Origin of the sequence: Azospirillum oleiclasticum, assembly GCF_013423485.1 — a bacterium.
GTDB classification, from domain to species: Bacteria; Pseudomonadota; Alphaproteobacteria; order Azospirillales; family Azospirillaceae; genus Azospirillum; species Azospirillum oleiclasticum.
Genome location: NZ_JABFFR010000012.1, coordinates 1 through 16,075 on the forward strand (window position 1 = coordinate 1; position 16,075 = coordinate 16,075).

The following is a 16,075-nucleotide window of genomic DNA, read 5'->3' on the forward strand; positions in this document are numbered from 1 at the left end:
CTGGTCCTGGCGTCGGCGGCGGCGGTGGAGCGGCACGGGCTGACGCCGCGCGCCCGCGTGCTGGGTGCCGCGTCGGCCGGGGTGGCGCCGCGCGTCATGGGCATCGGCCCGGTGCCGGCCACGCAGAAGCTGATGACCCGGCTCGGCCGGCACATCGGCGACTGGGATTGCGTGGAGCTGAACGAGGCTTTCGCCAGCCAGTCGCTGGCGTGCCTGCGGCACCTCGGCCTGCCCGACGATGCGGCGCACGTGAACCCCAACGGCGGCGCCATCGCGCTCGGCCATCCGCTGGGCATGTCGGGTGCCCGGCTGGTGGGCACGCTCACGCGCCAGCTCGAACGCGGCGGCGGCCGGCTGGGTCTGGCGACCATGTGCGTCGGGGTGGGGCAGGGTGCGGCGCTGGCGCTGGAGCGGGTGGGGTGAGCGCGGTTTGGCCTGCCCGGCCGGAGGCGGTCCCCGGCTGGCTGCACCGACGCGGCGGAACCGCTCTGGCCGGGATGGCTGTTCCCGTGGCTTGCGGTGGTGGCGGGGCGTCGATGCGGAGGCTGCTGACCACGGCCGCCGGCTTTGGTCGGCGTTCCGGCGGGCTCGGGGAGGGGCTGTCCTGGCTGGTCCACACGCTGTGCACGGCCCAGGTGGTCGCCCCCTTGTCGGAGGGAGGGGAATGGCGGGCCGCGCCGGCCGACCTCGTCGCCGGGCGGCGGCTGGTGGCGCTGGCGGTGACCGACGCGCGCGGCTCGGACGGGCCGGCGGTCGCGGTGGCGGACGGGGACGGCTGGGTTCTCCAGGGGCGCAAGGCGTACGTCACCAACGGGTTGACCGCCGGGTTGACGGTGGTGCTGGTCCGCATCGGGGCACCGGACGGGGAGAGCGCCGCCTTCCTGCTGCCCGCCGGGACGGCCGGGCTGGCCCTTGCGGCCATGGACGTGCCGGGGCTGGACGAGGGCGCCCACGCCGTGCTGACTCTGGACGGCTGCCGCCTGCCGGCAACCGCGCGGCTGCCCGCGGCGGGGGCGGCGGTCGATGCCGCGGTCCGGCGGTTCGCCGGGATGGAGCGGCGGCTGATGCCGGGTCTTCTGCTCGGCGCCATGGAGCGGGTCATCCGCGATGCGGTGGCGCAGGGCCTTGACGCCGCATCGCTCGGCCGGCTGGATGCGGAGCGGCAGGGGGCGGAGGCTTTGGCCTTGCGGCTCATCGACCGGCGGCGGCGCGGCGGCGATTCGGCGCTCTACGTCGCCGCCTGGGAAGCCTGCCGGCGTTTTGCCGACGCCGCGGAGGGCGCCTCCGTGGGTGAACCGCTGCCGGGGATGCGGGTGTTGCTGCGGATCGGCCTCGCCGACTCGCCGCGGCGGCTTGCGAAGGCCGGGGAGGAGTATCGGATGGTGACGGAAGGGAGCGTGCGGGCATGACGGAGGGCCGACCGACGGCCGTGGAGCAGGTCCGCCGGGATCTGGACGGTGCGGGCTATCTGTGCGGGACGGAGATCGCGGGCACGGTGCATCTGGCGCGCGCGCTGGAGCGCCCGATGCTGGTGGAGGGGCCGCCCGGCAGCGGCAAGACCGAGCTGGCGAAGGCCGTCTCCCGCGCCTACGGCCTGCCGCTGGTGCGGCTGCAGTGCTACGAGGGGCTGGACGAATCCAAGGCCATCTACGAGTGGCAGTATGGCAAGCAACTCCTGTTCGCGCAGTTCCTGCGGCACCGGGTGGACGAGGTGCTGGCGAACACCACGGGGCTCGCCGGGGCGCTGGAGCGGCTGCGCGACCTGGACGCCGGGCTCTTTTCCTTCGAGTTCCTGGAGGAGCGGCCGCTGCTGAAGGCGCTGCGGTCCCCGGCCGGGGCGGTGCTGCTGGTCGACGAGGTGGACAAGGCCGACCCCGCCTTCGAGGCGCTGCTGCTGGAGCTGCTGGCGGAATACCAGATCACCGTGCCGGAGATCGGCACCATCACGCCCGTCGTGCGTCCGTTGATCGTGCTGACCAGCAACGCCACGCGCGAGGTGTCGGACGCGCTGCGCCGCCGCTGCCTGTACCTGCATCTGGGCATGCCCGACGAGGAGACGGAGCGGTGCATCGTCGCCCGCCGGGTGCCGGGCATCGGCGGCCGGCTCTGCGCCGAGGTGGTCGCCATGGTGCGCCGCCTGCGCGCCGAGCCCTTGCAGCGCGCCCCCTCCACCGGCGAGATGGTGGAATGGGCGCGCGCGCTGGTGCTGCTGGGGGCCGAGGACCTGGGGCGGGAGGTGGTGCAGGCGACGCTGGGTCTGCTCGCCAAGACCGCGGCCGACCATGATGCGGTGTGGGCGGCCATGGACCGCGTGCTGCCCGACGGCCGCGGGGCCTGACCGGTGCTGACGGCGGTCCTGCGGCTGGTGCGGGCGCTGCGCGAGGGCGGCTGCCGCACCTCCCCGCCCGAGGCCATGGAGGCGGTGCGGGCGCTGGAGCGCATCGATCTGTCCAGCCGGGAGGAGCTGCGGGTGGCACTCGCCGCCACGCTCGCCAAGTCGGAGGCCGAGGCGGCGGTGTTCCGACGCTGCTTCGACCGCTGGCTGGACGGTACCTCCGGCCTCGCGGACGCCGCGCGGGCGGAGTCCGGGGACGGTGCCGGCCGTCCGGCCCCGCCCGAGCTGTCACCACTGGCCCGCCGATTGCTGGAGGAGGGGCGCGGGGCGGTCGTCGCCGACATGGCGCAGGCCTGGGGCGGTGCCGTCGCCGCGGCCGGAGGCGGGCAGGGAATCAGCGGGCGCGGGCTGGCCGTCCGCGGTTTCCTGGACGCCATGGGGGCCGACGCGCTGGCCCGCGACGCGGAGGCGCTGCGCCGCGGCGGCGATCCCGAACGCATGGCCCTGGCCGATCGGCTGGACGATTCCCGGCGCTGGATCGTGGAGCAGGCGCGCCGGCTGGCCGCCCGCGACCTGCCGGTGGTCCGACCGCCGTCCGCCACCGCCGCGACCGCAGCCTTCCGGGCGGCCCGGCTCGGCACGCTCGATGTGGACCGTGACCCGCGGGTCGCGGCGCTCGCCGCCACCGTCGCCCGCAAGCTGGCGGCGGAAGCGCGGCGGCGCCGCGCCCGGCCCAGCGGCGGCCCGCCCGACATGCGCCGGCTGTTCCGCGTGCTGGCGGCCAGCGGGGGTGACCCGGTGAGCATTCCGCGCGCGGTGCCGAAGCCGTCGCACGCGCGGCTCGTGGTGCTGTGCGACGCGAGCCGCTCCATGGCGCGCTCGACGCGCTTCTTCCTGGCGCTCCTGGCCGGGCTGGCGCGCTCGGGTGCCCCGGTGGAGGCGCGGCTGTTCTCCGGCAGCGCCATCGACGTGACCGCGGCGCTGCGCCGGGGCACGGCCGGCAACGCCACGCTGGCCGCCGCGGCCGACCGCTGCCTGCTGATGCCCACCGATTACGGCGGGGTGCTGCGCGAGGTGGCCGGCGACGGCACCCTGCGGCTCGGCCGTCGCACGACCCTGCTGGTGTTCGGCGACGGCCGCGGCAACGGCGGCGACCCGGGGCTGGAGGCGCTGGCCACGCTGCGCCGCCGCTGCCGCCGGCTGCTGTGGCTGACGCCGGAACCACCGGCGCTGTGGGGTACCGGCGACAGCGAGATGCCGGCCTACGCCAGCCTCTGCCACGCCGTCGTCCACTGCGCGTCGGCCAGCGACCTGGAACGGGTGCTCCAGGGCTGGGTCGACGGGGCGTGACCGGCCGGCTGGCGGACAGCCTCCCGAGCCGCCTGCCGTCCCCCTCCGCCGCGCGCGCCGACCACCATTCCCGGCGGCGGCGGTGCGACGGAATCATGAGCCGATCGCGGCCGGGGCGACGACGTGCGGTTGGCCGGCGGTCACCGGCGCGCCGATGGTGCAGGGGATCTCCCGCACCACCCGGCTCATGCCGCAGCCTCCGGCCAATAGTGGGAATCAGGCAGCGGGCGGGGGCCGAACACCGCTTGCCCGACGCGCACGATGGTGGCGCCCTCCTCGATGGCCAGCTCGTAATCCCCCGACATGCCCATGGACAGGTCAGCCAGCGCAGTGCCTTGCGGCGCCTCTTCCATGGCGCGGTCGCGGATGGCGCGCAGCACCCGGAAGCAGCGGCGGACCTCCTCGCGATCGGGTGTGAAGCGGGCGAGCGTCATGAAGCCGCGCGGCCGCAACGCGGTGTGCGCGGTGAGCTGGCGCAGGAAGCCGGCCACGTCCTCGGGCGGCAGCCCGTATTTGCTGGCCTCGCCGGAGCTGTTCACCTGCACCAGCACGTCCAGCCCGCGCCCGAGCGTCTGCAACCGGCGGTCCAGCGCTTCCGCCAGCGACGCGCGGTCGAGCGACTGCAGCTCGTCGGCGAAGCGCAGCGCGTCCTTCACCTTGTTGCTCTGCAGATGGCCGATCATGCTCCAGCGCACGGGCTCACCGGCCAGCGCCTCGGCCTTGCGGCGACCCTCCTGCACCTTGTTCTCGCCAAGCTCGGCCTGCCCGGCCCGGATGGCGGCGCGCACCCGCTCCGGTTCCACGGTCTTGGTCACGAGCACGAGGCGCACCGCCTCCGCCGGCCGGCCGGAGCGGGCGGCGGCGTCCGCGATGCGGGCGCGGACCTGATCGAGCCGTTGCGCGATGCCAGCCGCGTCGGTGTCGGTCATCACGCTCGCCCCTCCAGCCCGGCGAGCCACGCCGACAGCATCGCGGTGGCGGCTTCCCGCAGCCCGCGCCCGTAGCGGGCGGCGTCGGCGCGCAAGGTCCGCGGGTCGATGCCGGCCGCCGCCAGTTCGCAGGCGTGGCCGACCAGCCAGGGCTCCAGCCCCGCCTCGGCGTCCGCCTCCGGATGGAACTGGAGGCCAAGGATGGTGGGGCCGAGGGCGAAGCCCTGGGTGGCGCAGAGCGGCGTCGTCGCCAGCCCCTCCGCCCCTTCCGGTATGGCGAAGGCGTCGCCGTGCCAGTGCAGCACCGGCACGCCGTCCAGATGGCGCAGCGGCCCGCGCCGCCCGGCATCGGTGAGGACGAGCGGCGCGAAGCCGATCTCCTTCACGCCGGTCGGCCGCACCTCGGCGCCCAGCGCCGCCGCCATCAACTGCGCGCCGAGGCAGATGCCGAGCGTCGGCCGGCGCGCCGCCAGCCGCCGGGCGATCATGGCGCGTTCGGTCGCCAGGAAGGGATAGGCATCCGTCTCGTACACGCCGACCGGCCCGCCCAGAACGACCAGCAGGTCCGGACCCAGCGGATCCAGCGCCGCGGGGTCGCCCGCCACCGCGTCGTGATGGCGGACCTCGTAGCCGGCCGCGGCCAGTGCCGGGCCGAAACTCCCCAGATCCTCGAAATGGATGTGGCGCAGCGCCACGGCCGTCTTCACCATCGCATCCTCCACCGTCCCGCGGTCTGGTCCTGGCAACGCGACACCGCCGCCCCACTCTGCATGAAGCGCCGACCGGCGAAACCCGACCATTCCCCAACCGACCCATGCGCCAGAGCCGGAGCTCCAGCCGGAATGGCCGCGGCGCCGTATTGGGTATCCGGCCCGGCGGGCTCGCGTCACACGTCCATGCCGATGTCGAGGATCGGCGCGCTGTGGGTGATCCAGCCGGCCGAGATGATGTCCACGCCGGTCTCCGCCACCGCGCGGACGGTCTTCGGGCCCACGGTTCCCGACGCTTCCGTCACCATGCGGCCGTCGACCATCGCGACCGCCCGGCGCAACAGGTCGGGAGGCATGTTGTCCAGCAGCACCGCATCGACCGGCAGGGCCAGGACGGTCGCGAGCTGGTCGAGGCTGTCCACCTCGACCTCCACCTTGACCATGTGGCCGACGGCGGCCCGCACGCGCTCCACCGCGGGCGCGATCCCGCCGGCCGCGGCGATGTGGTTGTCCTTGACGAGAATCCCATCGCCGAGACCGAAGCGGTGGTTGTGGCCGCCGCCGAGCCGGACGGCCTGCTTCTCCAGGGCGCGCAGTCCGGGCGTGGTCTTGCGCGTGCAGACGATGCGCGAGCGCGTGCCGGCGACCGCGTCCACCAGACCGCGCGTCGCGGTCGCCACGCCGGACAGGTGGCACAGCAGGTTCAGCGCGGTTCGCTCGGCGGTGAGCAGGGCGCGCGCGTCCCCACGCACGTCGACGAGGGTGGCCCCTGCGTCGGCAAGGCCGCCATCCGGCACGGCGACGCGGATCTCGGCACCGGGATCGAGTGTCCGGAACGCGAGGGAGGCCGCCTCGACCCCGGCGATCACGCCGGGCTGGCGGGCGACGAGGCGGGCCTCCAGCCGGATTCCCGGCGGGATCACGGCGTTGGAGGTCAGGTCGCCGGCAAGGCCCAGGTCCTCCTGGAGCGCGCGGCGGACGATCTCGTCGAGAATCAAGGGATTCGGCATGCGGGCATTCCTTCGTCGGGGTGGTGGGGATGGGGCGGCTCGTCGGTGCGGCGGTGGGCACCGCTGCTTCGCCGCCGGGCGGCGGCCGCGCGGACGATGAGCGCCGCGACGGTCAGGCGGTTGCCGGCCTCCGCCCAGGTCCGAAGGATGGCCGGGTCGTGGCGCCGGCGCCGCTCCGCCGGCAAGCCGGCGAACGCCGCCGTCAGGGCGTCGATGCGGTCGGCCGCATGGGCGAGCCCCGCCGCGTCGCGCTCGATGCCGACATGGTCCTGCATGAGGCGGCGGAGATCGGCGATGATGCCCGTGACCCGGCCCGCCGCGGCGGCGACCGGTACCGGCGGCGGATCGGTCGGGAGACCGTCGTCCGGCGTAGGCGCCGCCGCCGCCGCTGCGTCGCGGCCGGCGCGGTTCCCGAAGACGAGGCCTTCGAGAAGCGAGTTGCTGGCAAGCCGGTTGGCGCCGTGAACGCCGGTTCGCGCCGCTTCGCCACAGGCCCAGAGGCCCATGACGCTGCTCCGGCCGTCAGCGTCGGCCGCGATCCCGCCCATGTGGAAATGCGCGGCCGGAACCACGGGGAGGAGGTCGCTCCAGGGATCGAGACCCGCTGCGGCGCAGGTCTTCAGCAGCGTCGGAAAGCGCCCGGCACCGCCCGCCAGCGCCGGGCGGACGTCGAGGAAGACGGCCTTCCCGGCGGCCCGGCGGCTATGCACGGCACGGGCCACCACGTCGCGCGGGGCGAGGTCGGCCTGCGGGTGCTCCTCGGCCATGAAGACACGGCCCTCCGCGTCCACCAGCCGGGCCCCCGCCCCCCGCAACGCCTCGGTCAGGAGCGGTGCCGGGTCGTCCCCGGCGTCCAGCACCGTCGGGTGGAACTGTATGAATTCGAGGTCGGCAAGGCGCGCGCCGGCGCGCGCGGCCATGGCAAGGCCGTCGCCCGTCACCTCCGGCGGGTTCGTCGTCCGTGCGAACAGCGCGCCGATTCCGCCCGTCGCCAGCACCACGCGCGGCGTCCGGTGGACCGTCCAGCCGTCCGCTCCGTGCGTCAGCACACCGCGGACATGGCCGCCGCGCACCATCAGGTCGACGGCGACCGCGTCCGGCACGATCGTGATCCCCGGTGTCCGCACGGCGATGCCGAGCAGGAACGCGTGCAGCGCCCGGCCCGTCGCATCGCCACCGGCATGCAGGATCCGGTCGCGGCCGTGCGCCGCCTCCCGGCCGAGAAGCAGCCGTCCCTGCGCATCCCGGTCGGCCGGAAAACCGTCGGCGATCAGGGCGCGGATCCGCTCGGCCCCGGCGGCCGCAAGCAGGTGGGCCATGTCAGGATCGACGAGCCCGGCCCCGGCGGCCACCGTGTCCGCGGCGTGCAGGGCCGGCGTGTCGTCGGGGCCGAGCGCGGCCGCCACGCCGCCCTGGGCGTGCAGGCTCGATCCGCCGGCCGGCCCGGTGGTCTTGGTCAGGACGGTGACGCCCATCGGGGCAAGGGCCAGCGCCGCGCTGAGCCCCGCCACGCCCGAGCCCACGACGACGGCCGGCGTGTCGCGAAGGTCTGGCATGACGTCACCGCGGGCGGACGGCGAGCATGCGCTCGACCGAGAGGCGGGCCCGTGCGGCAAGGGCGGGCTCGATGTCGATGCGCGGCTCCAACCGGCGCAGGCTTTCCAGGATGTTGGCGAGCGAGATCAGCCGCATGTGCGGGCACAGGTTGCACGGGCGGACGAACTCGACGTCGGGGAACAGGGCGGCGAGGTTGTCGCTCATCGAGCACTCCGTCACCAACAGCACCCGGCGCGGCCGGTTGGCGGCGACGAAATCCTGCATGCGCTGGGTGGAGCCGACCACGTCCGCCTCCGCCAGCACGTCGGGGGGACATTCCGGGTGCGCGACGACCGCCAGCCCGTCGAAGCCCTCGCGGTACGCCCGGATCTCCGCCCCGGTGAAGCGCTCGTGCACCTCGCAATGTCCGGTCCAGGCGATCACCTCGACGGAGGTGCGCGAGGCGACGTGGCGCGCCAGATACTCGTCCGGGATCATCAGCACCCGCGGCACCCCGAGCGACTCCACCACCTCCACCGCGTTGCCGGACGTGCAGCAGATGTCCACCTCCGCCTTCACCGCCGCCGAGGTGTTGACGTAGGCGACCACCGGAACGCCGGGATGGCGCGCCCGCAGCGCCCTCACATCCTCGGCGGTGATCGACGAGGCCAGCGAGCAGCCGGCCTCGCGGTCGGGCAGCAGCACGGTCCGCTCCGGGTTCAGGAGCTTCACCGTTTCCGCCATGAAGCGGACCCCGGCCATGACGATCACCGCGGCATCCACCTCCGCCGCCCGCCGCGCCAGGGCCAGGCTGTCCCCGACGATGTCCGCCACGCCGTGGAAGATCTCCGGCCGTTGATAATTGTGCGCCAGGACGACGGCGTTGCGTTCGCGTTTGAGCGCTTCGATCGCCTGGATCAGGGGCTCGTGGACAGGCCACTCCATGGGCGGGATGACGCGGGCGAGACGTTCGCGACGATCCGGCAGGGCGGCGGGGAGGGCGGTTTCGCGGCCAAGCGCAGGCATCCCGGTCATTGGGCCATTAAACTCCATCTGAGTTTAAGCTATTTTACTCATCATGAGTATATATGGCCGCGCACGGCGGTCAACCGGTTTGCCGTGCCGCTTTTCAGGATTCCGGGATCTCGCCCCGCCGGGAGCTTGTGCGCTCGTGGATCGCCTCGCGGCCGAACCGGAAGAGCTCGGCCGGCCGCCCACCCGTCTGGGTGTCCATCCGCCCGGTCGGCTCGACGAGTCCGCCGGACAGCAGCAGACGGCGGAAGTTCTGCTTGTGCAGCCGTGTGCCGGTCAGTGCCTCCACGACCTTCTGCACATGGTTGAGGGTGAAGGCCGGCGGCACCAGCTCGAACACCACGGGGCGGTAGCGCAGCTTGCCGCGCAGACGCTCCAGCGCCGTCGCCAGGAAACGGCGCGCGTCCCCGGCCATCGGTCGTCCAAGGGCCGCCGGCATCGGGCCGAACGGCGCCCCGCTTCCACCGCCGGCGATTTCGGCGAGCGCCCGGTCACGCCCCGCTTCCACCAGAAGCCCCGCCTCGTAGAGCAGCTCGTACCGCTCCAGCACGCGGACGGGATCCCAGGACCCTTCGGCACCGGGAAAGGCCAGCTCGACCCGCTCGCGTCGGCGAACGGCCAGCCCTTCACTGTCGGCCCCGGCAACCCAGCGGTCCAGCGCGGGGGCGACGACGTTGCCGAGGATCACCGGCACTCCGGTCCTGCGGTCCTCCCAGGGCAGGTGCTCATAAACGTCGCGCCACACGATGCCGTCCGGTGTTCCCTGCCCCGCCTCGCGCACCAGCGCCAGGTAGCCGACCGCGACCGCCCGTGGCCCCCCGAACAACTCCCGCGGATCGCGGCCCCGGTCGGCGAAGGTATAGAGCTGCTCGACATAGCCGAGCCGCAGTCCATGGTCGCTGTCAGCCATGGCGCGCACAGCCTCCTGCAAGGTGCGGTGCGCGTCCGGATCGAAGGCGCGGGTCGGCAGCCCGTCGCGGTGCGACGGCGGCCGGTGTTGGGTGGGCGCCAGCTCCGGCGGCTCCCAGCCCGCCGCCGTGGTTGCGACCCGCACCTCCCCGCCGAAGGTGGACAGGACGACGGCCGTCAGGTCGAAGCGGGTTGCATCAGGCACGTCGGTTCATCCGGTCTCGGGCAGGGGTGCGGTGCGCCCACCTCGCGGTGGGCGCGGCGACCTTGCCATACCGGCCACCGGCAGCCTAGCCGCGCGTTCCGCTGTCACCGCGCCGGCGTCGCCTCCGCTTCCGCCTCCGGGAACGGGCGGGAATTGTTCGCGGTGTTCCGCCGGGCGGTGTCCGCCGCGGAGTTCGGCGCGACGATGGTCCATCCGGCCGCGGCTGCTCCGTTCGTCTCCCCACCCGGCCCCCGATCAGCGGTGGCTCGTCGGTGTCGCGCATCGTCGTGCCGGATGTGACCGGCAGGAGCCGGGGAAACGCCAGCGGGGTGGCCGCACCGACGTGATCAACCAGCGGCTGTTCGACCGGCAGCCTGTCATGGCGGCGCCCCTCGCGCCATCGGTGCGCCCCGGCCCTCAGCCCCGGTAGCCCAGGCTGGTCGAGATCGCCGCCGCGTGGTGCATGACGATCTTGGAGAGGTTCTCCACCTCGGCGACCGGCAGGCGCCAGGCAGCGCCGCTCACGCTGATGCCGGCGAAGACCCGGCCGGCGGAATCGCGGATGGGGGCCCCGACGCAGCGCAGCCCCGGCTGGTGTTCCGCGTTATCGACGGAATAGCCGCGCTCGCGGATGAGCGCCAGCTCCTCGCGCAGCCGATCCGGCTCGGCGATCGTGTTCTCGGTGAACCGCTTCAGCCCGCCATCGATGATCCGTTCGATCACCGGATCCGGCTGGAAGGCCAGGATCGCCTTGCCCACGCTGGTGCAATGGACCGGTGCCGCCTCGATGAAGTTGGGCGACGTACCGCTGTCGGGCGACGGATCGTGGCGGTGGATCACGATGGCCTGCCGGCCGTCGAACACCGCCAGATGCACGCTCTGCCCGCTGATCCGGCCGAGCGTCTCGACATAAGGCCGGGCCTCCCGGTGCAGGTCCATGTTGGCGAGCACGACGTTCCCGAACTCGAACAGCTTGAGCCCCAGCCGGTAGCGGTCGCGTTCCCGGTCCTGGTCCAGAAAGCCCACCTCGCGCATGGAGGACAGCAGCCGGTGGGTGGTGCTGCGCGGGAATCCGGTGCGCTGGCAGATCTCGGCGAGCGACAGGGAACGGTCCATGGTCGAGAAGCATTCCAGCACGCGCACCACCTTGACCAGCGATTTCAGGTTCTCATCGGAATGGCGCCGGTTCGGCAGGTCCATGGTGCTGTTGTCCGTCATCGCTGATAAATCCCGCATTCCGGGAAAATAAGGGGGCGCCAACGCATGTCAAGCGTCGCGGGTCCGGTTGCCCGTCCTGCCGCGACCCACCGCCGGATGGTTGCGCAGCGCCCGCATGCCCATGAGAGCCAGGGGTATCGTCCAGATCGCGAGCGTCGCCACACCGAGGACCGCCGCGATCGGGCGGGAGAAGAGCCCGAGCACGTCGCCCTGCGTGATCATCATGGAGGTGAGCAGGTTCGTCTCGATCAGCGGCCCCATGACGATGCCCAGGATCACCGGGGCGATCGGAAAGCCGTTGGCTTCCAGAGCATAGGCCAGGACACCCATGGCCAGCATGATCCCGACGCCGAAGACGGTGTTGTTGATGGCGAAGGAACCGACGATGCAGAACAGCAGGATGGTGGCCATCAGATGCGGCCGCGGCACCTGGAAGATGCCGCGGGCCGCGCGCACCGCCAGCCAGCCGAAGGGGATCATCAGCAGGTTGGCGATGACGAACACGGTCCACACGGCGTAGAGATTCTGGGGGTTGGCGGTGAACAGGGTAGGGCCGGGATTCATCCCCTTCATGTAGAGCACACCGATGGCGATCGCGGTGACGGCATCGCCGGGAATCCCGAACACCATGGCCGGGACCCACGCCGCGCTGAGTGCGCTGTTGTTGGACGCACCGGCCTCCACCAGCCCTTCGACATGGCCGGTGCCGAACCTCTCCGGTGTCCTGGAGAAGCGGCGGCTCATGGCGTAGGAAATCCAGGCCGCGATGTCGCCACCCGCCCCCGGCAGAGCGCCGATGACCGTTCCGACCAGCGAGCCGCGGACCAGACCGGCCTTGTAGGTGCCGAGCGCCGCGCCTACGCCGCGGAAGGGGTTGCCGGTCACGCGCCCCGCGATGCCGCCCGCATCGAACGGGGTGCCGGCCGTGCGCATGATCTCCGACAGGGCGAACATGCCGATCATCGCCGGCACGAAGCTGATGCCCCCCGCCAGTTCCTCGCTGCCCAAGGTGAAGCGCGCGGAGCCCGTCAACGGGTCCATGCCGACGGTGGCGATGAACAGCCCGATCAGCAGCGACAGCACGCCCTTGATCCGGTCCCCGGCGCTGATGAAGGCGGCGGAGGTCAGGCCGAGCACCGCCAACCAGAAATACTCGAAGCTCGAGAATTGCAGGGCGACGTCGGCCAGCAGGGGAGCGGTGAACGCCAGCACCACGAAGCCGAACAGCCCGCCAATCGTGGAGGACATGATCGAGACGCCGAGCGCCAGCTCCCCCTGTCCCTTGCGGGTCATGGCGTAGGCCTCGTCGGTGTAGGCCGCCGAGGCCGGGGTGCCGGGTATGCGCAGCAGGCAGCCGGGGATGTCGCCGGCGGTGATCGCCATCGCGGTGCAGGCGACGATGGCGGCGATGGCCGGTACCGGGTCCATGAAGAAGGTGACCGGCACCAGCAGCGCCGTCGCCATGGTCGCCGTGAGGCCGGGAATGGCGCCGACGAACAGCCCGAACAGCGAGGACAGCAGGATGACCGCGATGGTGGTGGGCGTGCCCACCATCTGCAGGGCCTGAAGCACGGCGTCCATTCCTAGCCTCCGACCAGCGGAAGCGCGCCGGGCGGCAGAGGCACGCCCAGCCCGCGGGTGAATCCGTAATCGACCGCCAGCGTGATCGCCGTACCGAACAGCATGGCGCCGGGCAGGGAGCCGCCGGCAGCGCGGATCACCGCCACCACGTACAGCACCGTCAGCACCCGGAAGCCGACGATGTCGAGCAATGGCAGATAGAGCGCCAGCCCACCCAGGATCACCGGAACCGCCCACCGGCTGTTGCGGTCGCGCCCCGGGACCGCGGCGGCGTCCGGGGGCGTCCCGATCGCGTCCGGCCCCGGCTCCGTTCCCGGTGCCGTGCGGGGCGCGCGCAGACCGCGCGCGAGCAACGGCAGTGAAAGAGCGACCATGGAGGCGCCGATCACCGTCGGAAACAAGCCAGGACCGACGATCTGTCCGATCATCGGCGGCAGGCTGGCGGCACCCGCGACGATGGCGACGCCGGCGGCAAGGACGATCGCGCCGATGACGGCGTCGCCGGTCTTCATCGGATCATTCCCGTTCGCGGTTCACTTGGCGAGACCGGCGGCCTTCATGGCCGCGCCGAAGCTCTCGTCGCGCTCGGCCAGGAACGCCGCGAAATCGGCCGGCCCCTTCCATTCGACGCCGTACAGGCGCTTGCCCATGAACTCCTTGAATTCGGCGCTGGAGACGACCGCCTCCATCACCGAGGCGAGCGTCGCGGTGACATCCGCGGGAAGCCCCTTCGGCCCGCCGAGCCCGCGCCAGCCGGTGGCGGTGAAATCGATGCCGATCGCCTCCTTGACGGTGGGCACATCCGGGAAGTTCGGATCGCGCCGTCCACCCATCACGGCGAGAGGGCGGATCTTGCCCGCCTCGGCCAGGGACCGCGTCTCCGACATCTGCACGACGGCCGCATCGATCGCCCCGGAGGCGAGGAGCTGCAGCGCCGGGGCCGCCCCTTCCGACGGAATCCAGAAGGCCTGGTCGCCGGCCGCACCGACCGCTTGCACCAGCCCGACATAGGACAGGTGGTTGACACCGCCCTGGTTGGCACCACCGGCCTTGATGGAGCGCGGGTTCGCCTTGATCGCCTCGGCCAGGGACCTGAGATCCTTGTGCGGCGACGCGGCGTTGACGTGGATCGACGAGGGGTCGGCGTTGAACAGGCCGATCAGCGTGTAGTCCTTGTGGCTCAGCGTCGATTGGCCGCGCCAATGGAACATCGACAGCTCGGTCGTGATGATGCCGAGCGTGTAGCCGTCCGGCTTGGCCCTGGCGATCTCGCCATGGCCGATGGTGCTGCCGCCGCCGGTGCGGTTGACGACGTTGATGGGTTGGCCCAGCCGGTCCTCCATCATCTTCGCCAGGATGCGGCCGGTTCCGTCGGTGCCGCCGCCCGCACCCCACGGGATGATCAGGGTTATGGGCCGTTCCGGCCAGGCCGCCGCGGCACCCGTGACGGGGAGGGCGATGGCGAGTGCGGCGGCGAAAGCCGCGGCGAGCGTGGTTCTGCGGCGAAGCGTCGTCATGGGTCGTTTCCCTCCTTGGTTCCGGGCCGGTTCCGCCGGCCTCCTGATCAGCGCGGGGTCAGCGGCCGGCGGCCGCATCGAGGATGAGGCACGCGGCGAGCATTCCGGGATCGTCGAACCCGATGGAGCGGTCTCCGTAGACCCGCGCGCGCCCGAGTTTCGACGGACGGTCGCGGAAGGCGCAGAGAGCGCGGCGGGCGGCGTCGGCCGCGACACCGGTCCCGGTGTCCGGGGCTGCGACACCGGTTCCGGTGTCCGGGGCCGCGGGGTCGTGTCCGGCGAGTTCGGCCCGGATGGCGTCGAGGGAGTCGAGGACGGTCTTGTCGCCGAGGCCGGCGCCGGAGCGCGCGGTGATGGCGTCGATGGCGACCTGCAACAGCGCGGCGACGCCGGCCCGATCCACCGTCTCGCGCCCGCGGGCCGTCTTCGCCGCGGCCATCAGCCCGATGGTGACGACCGAGGCGAGGCTGGAGCCGCTGGCCTGGGACGCGGCGCGCGCGACCACGGCCAGCGCCTGGCCGGTGTCGGCCGGAAGCCCGACGGACGCGGCGCGCATCGCCTCCATCACACGGGCGACGGTCATGCCGGTGTCGCCGTCGCCGAGCCGGGAATCGGCCTCGTTCAGCTGGTCGCGGATTCCGGGGAGACGCTGCACGGCACGGTCCAGGAACTCCGCGATGGCGGGGCTGGTGAGCATGGCTCAGCTCCGCCAGAAGGGGCAGCCGGTGGGGCCGGCCAGCAGCCGCTCCAGTTCCGGGTCGAGCGCGCACAGCGAGATCGAGCAGCCCGCCATTTCCATCGACGTGGCGTAATGGCCGACACGCCGGTGCGCGATCTCCAGACCAGCCTCCGCCAGGCGGGCGGCGGCGCGGCGGTAGACGATCAGCAGTTCCTCCAGGGGGGTGGCGCCCAGGCTGTTCACCAGCACCGCCACCCGGCCCCCGGCGGGCAGTGCTGTGTCCTCCAGCAGCCGGTCGAGCATGGCGTCGGTGACCGTGTCGGCGGCTGCGAGCGGGCGGCGTTCGATGCCGGGCTCGCCGTGGATGCCCATGCCGATCTCCATCTCGCCCTCGCCCAGACCGAAGCCGGGGGCCGCGGCGCCGGGAATCAGGCAGGCGCCGAGCGCCACACCGATGGAGCGGGTGGCCGCGGCCGTGCGGCGGGCGACCGCCGCGACCGCGTCGAGCGGTGCGCCGGTGTCCGCCATGGCGCCGGCGGCCTTGAAGGCGAAGACCATCCCGGCCACGCCGCGGCGCTTGGCCGCCTCCGCGGGTGGGGCGCTCGCCACGTCGTCGGCGACGATTTCGGTGCGCGTCACGATGCCGTCGAATTCCACCTCGTCGCAGGCGAGGCCGAAGCTCATGCGGTCGCCGCCGTAATTGCCGAGCACGCACAGCACGCCGGCGCCGCCGTCCGCGGCGCGGATGCTGTCGGCGCAGACGTCCGCCGGCGGGCCGGCAAACACGTCGCCCACCGCGCAGGCGCTCAGCAGGCCGTCGCCCACATAGCCGGCGAACACCGGCAGGTGGCCGAAGCCGCCACCGGTCACCACGCCGACCTTGCCACGCTCCGCGCCGCCGCGGCGGACGACGACGCGGCCGTCACGCCCGGTGCGCGCGTAGCCGTCGAAGGCCGCGCACAGCCCATCCAGGGCCTCGCCCACATAATCCGCGGGGCTGTTGATCAGTTTTCTCATCGTCGCACGTCCTGAGCTGGTCCGTCCCCGGCGTCGCCGTCCGGTCC

General features: G+C 73.0%; 15 protein-coding genes and 1 pseudogene. 4 read left to right on the forward strand and 12 right to left on the reverse strand.

The features are described 5' to 3' along the window. The 4 genes and pseudogenes from HL658_RS15370 to HL658_RS15385 form a co-directional block, all read left to right on the forward strand. Window positions 1-423 (forward strand): annotated as a pseudogene (locus HL658_RS15370) (3-oxoadipyl-CoA thiolase); the annotation flags it as partial. A gap of 113 nt (window positions 424-536) precedes the next feature. Beyond that, entirely contained in the window at window positions 537-1,409 is an 873-nt protein-coding gene (locus HL658_RS15375; protein WP_180287642.1) for an acyl-CoA dehydrogenase family protein, read from the forward strand. Next, the gene (locus HL658_RS15380; protein ID WP_180282633.1) at window positions 1,406-2,338 is read left to right on the forward strand and encodes an AAA family ATPase; all 933 of its coding nucleotides are present in this window, start codon (window positions 1,406-1,408) and stop codon (window positions 2,336-2,338) included. The genes HL658_RS15375 and HL658_RS15380 overlap by 4 nt, the downstream gene beginning before the upstream one ends. Before the next feature lie 3 nt (window positions 2,339-2,341). Further along, entirely contained in the window at window positions 2,342-3,685 is a 1,344-nt protein-coding gene (locus HL658_RS15385; RefSeq protein WP_180282634.1) for a VWA domain-containing protein, read from the forward strand. A 185-nt stretch (window positions 3,686-3,870) separates the two neighbouring features. Here the strand turns inward: HL658_RS15385 and HL658_RS15390 are convergent, their stop codons facing one another. The 12 genes from HL658_RS15390 to HL658_RS15445 all read right to left on the reverse strand — a co-directional run bounded on the left by HL658_RS15390 (window position 3,871) and on the right by HL658_RS15445 (window position 16,028). Beyond that, a complete protein-coding gene (locus HL658_RS15390; RefSeq protein ID WP_180282635.1) occupies window positions 3,871-4,614 on the reverse strand; it encodes a YggS family pyridoxal phosphate-dependent enzyme in 744 nt (247 codons plus the stop codon). Then, window positions 4,614-5,324: a glutamine amidotransferase gene (locus tag HL658_RS15395; protein ID WP_180282636.1), complete on the reverse strand. Its 711-nt coding sequence runs from the start codon at window positions 5,322-5,324 to the stop codon at window positions 4,614-4,616. The genes HL658_RS15390 and HL658_RS15395 overlap by 1 nt, the downstream gene beginning before the upstream one ends. Window positions 5,325-5,500: 176 nt before the next feature. Further along, the gene (nadC, locus tag HL658_RS15400) at window positions 5,501-6,334 is read right to left on the reverse strand and encodes a carboxylating nicotinate-nucleotide diphosphorylase (protein WP_180282637.1); all 834 of its coding nucleotides are present in this window, start codon (window positions 6,332-6,334) and stop codon (window positions 5,501-5,503) included. After that, on the reverse strand, window positions 6,319-7,890 hold the full coding sequence (locus HL658_RS15405) for an L-aspartate oxidase (protein ID WP_180282638.1): 1,572 nt from the start codon (window positions 7,888-7,890) through the stop codon (window positions 6,319-6,321). Before HL658_RS15405 ends, nadC begins: the two co-directional genes overlap by 16 nt. Before the next feature lie 4 nt (window positions 7,891-7,894). Next, entirely contained in the window at window positions 7,895-8,896 is a 1,002-nt protein-coding gene (gene nadA, locus HL658_RS15410; protein ID WP_180282691.1) for a quinolinate synthase NadA, read from the reverse strand. A gap of 103 nt (window positions 8,897-8,999) precedes the next feature. After that, window positions 9,000-10,016 carry an NrtR DNA-binding winged helix domain-containing protein gene (locus tag HL658_RS15415; protein WP_180282639.1) on the reverse strand — a complete coding sequence of 339 codons (1,017 nt, stop codon included), beginning with the start codon at window positions 10,014-10,016 and terminating at the stop codon, window positions 9,000-9,002. Between the two features lie 417 nt (window positions 10,017-10,433). Continuing rightward, complete coding sequence (locus tag HL658_RS15420) at window positions 10,434-11,234, reverse strand: IclR family transcriptional regulator (protein ID WP_180282640.1); 801 nt, start codon at window positions 11,232-11,234, stop codon at window positions 10,434-10,436. Between the two features lie 48 nt (window positions 11,235-11,282). After that, a complete protein-coding gene (locus HL658_RS15425; protein ID WP_180282641.1) occupies window positions 11,283-12,815 on the reverse strand; it encodes a tripartite tricarboxylate transporter permease in 1,533 nt (510 codons plus the stop codon). A gap of 2 nt (window positions 12,816-12,817) precedes the next feature. Further along, the gene (locus tag HL658_RS15430) at window positions 12,818-13,327 is read right to left on the reverse strand and encodes a tripartite tricarboxylate transporter TctB family protein (protein WP_180282642.1); all 510 of its coding nucleotides are present in this window, start codon (window positions 13,325-13,327) and stop codon (window positions 12,818-12,820) included. A 21-nt stretch (window positions 13,328-13,348) separates the two neighbouring features. Beyond that, a complete protein-coding gene (locus HL658_RS15435) occupies window positions 13,349-14,332 on the reverse strand; it encodes a tripartite tricarboxylate transporter substrate binding protein (protein WP_180282643.1) in 984 nt (327 codons plus the stop codon). Between the two features lie 58 nt (window positions 14,333-14,390). After that, complete coding sequence (locus tag HL658_RS15440) at window positions 14,391-15,029, reverse strand: dihydroxyacetone kinase subunit L (protein WP_180282644.1); 639 nt, start codon at window positions 15,027-15,029, stop codon at window positions 14,391-14,393. 3 nt (window positions 15,030-15,032) lie between these two features. Then, a complete protein-coding gene (locus HL658_RS15445; protein ID WP_180282645.1) occupies window positions 15,033-16,028 on the reverse strand; it encodes a dihydroxyacetone kinase subunit DhaK in 996 nt (331 codons plus the stop codon). Between the last annotated feature and the right edge of the window lie 47 nt (window positions 16,029-16,075).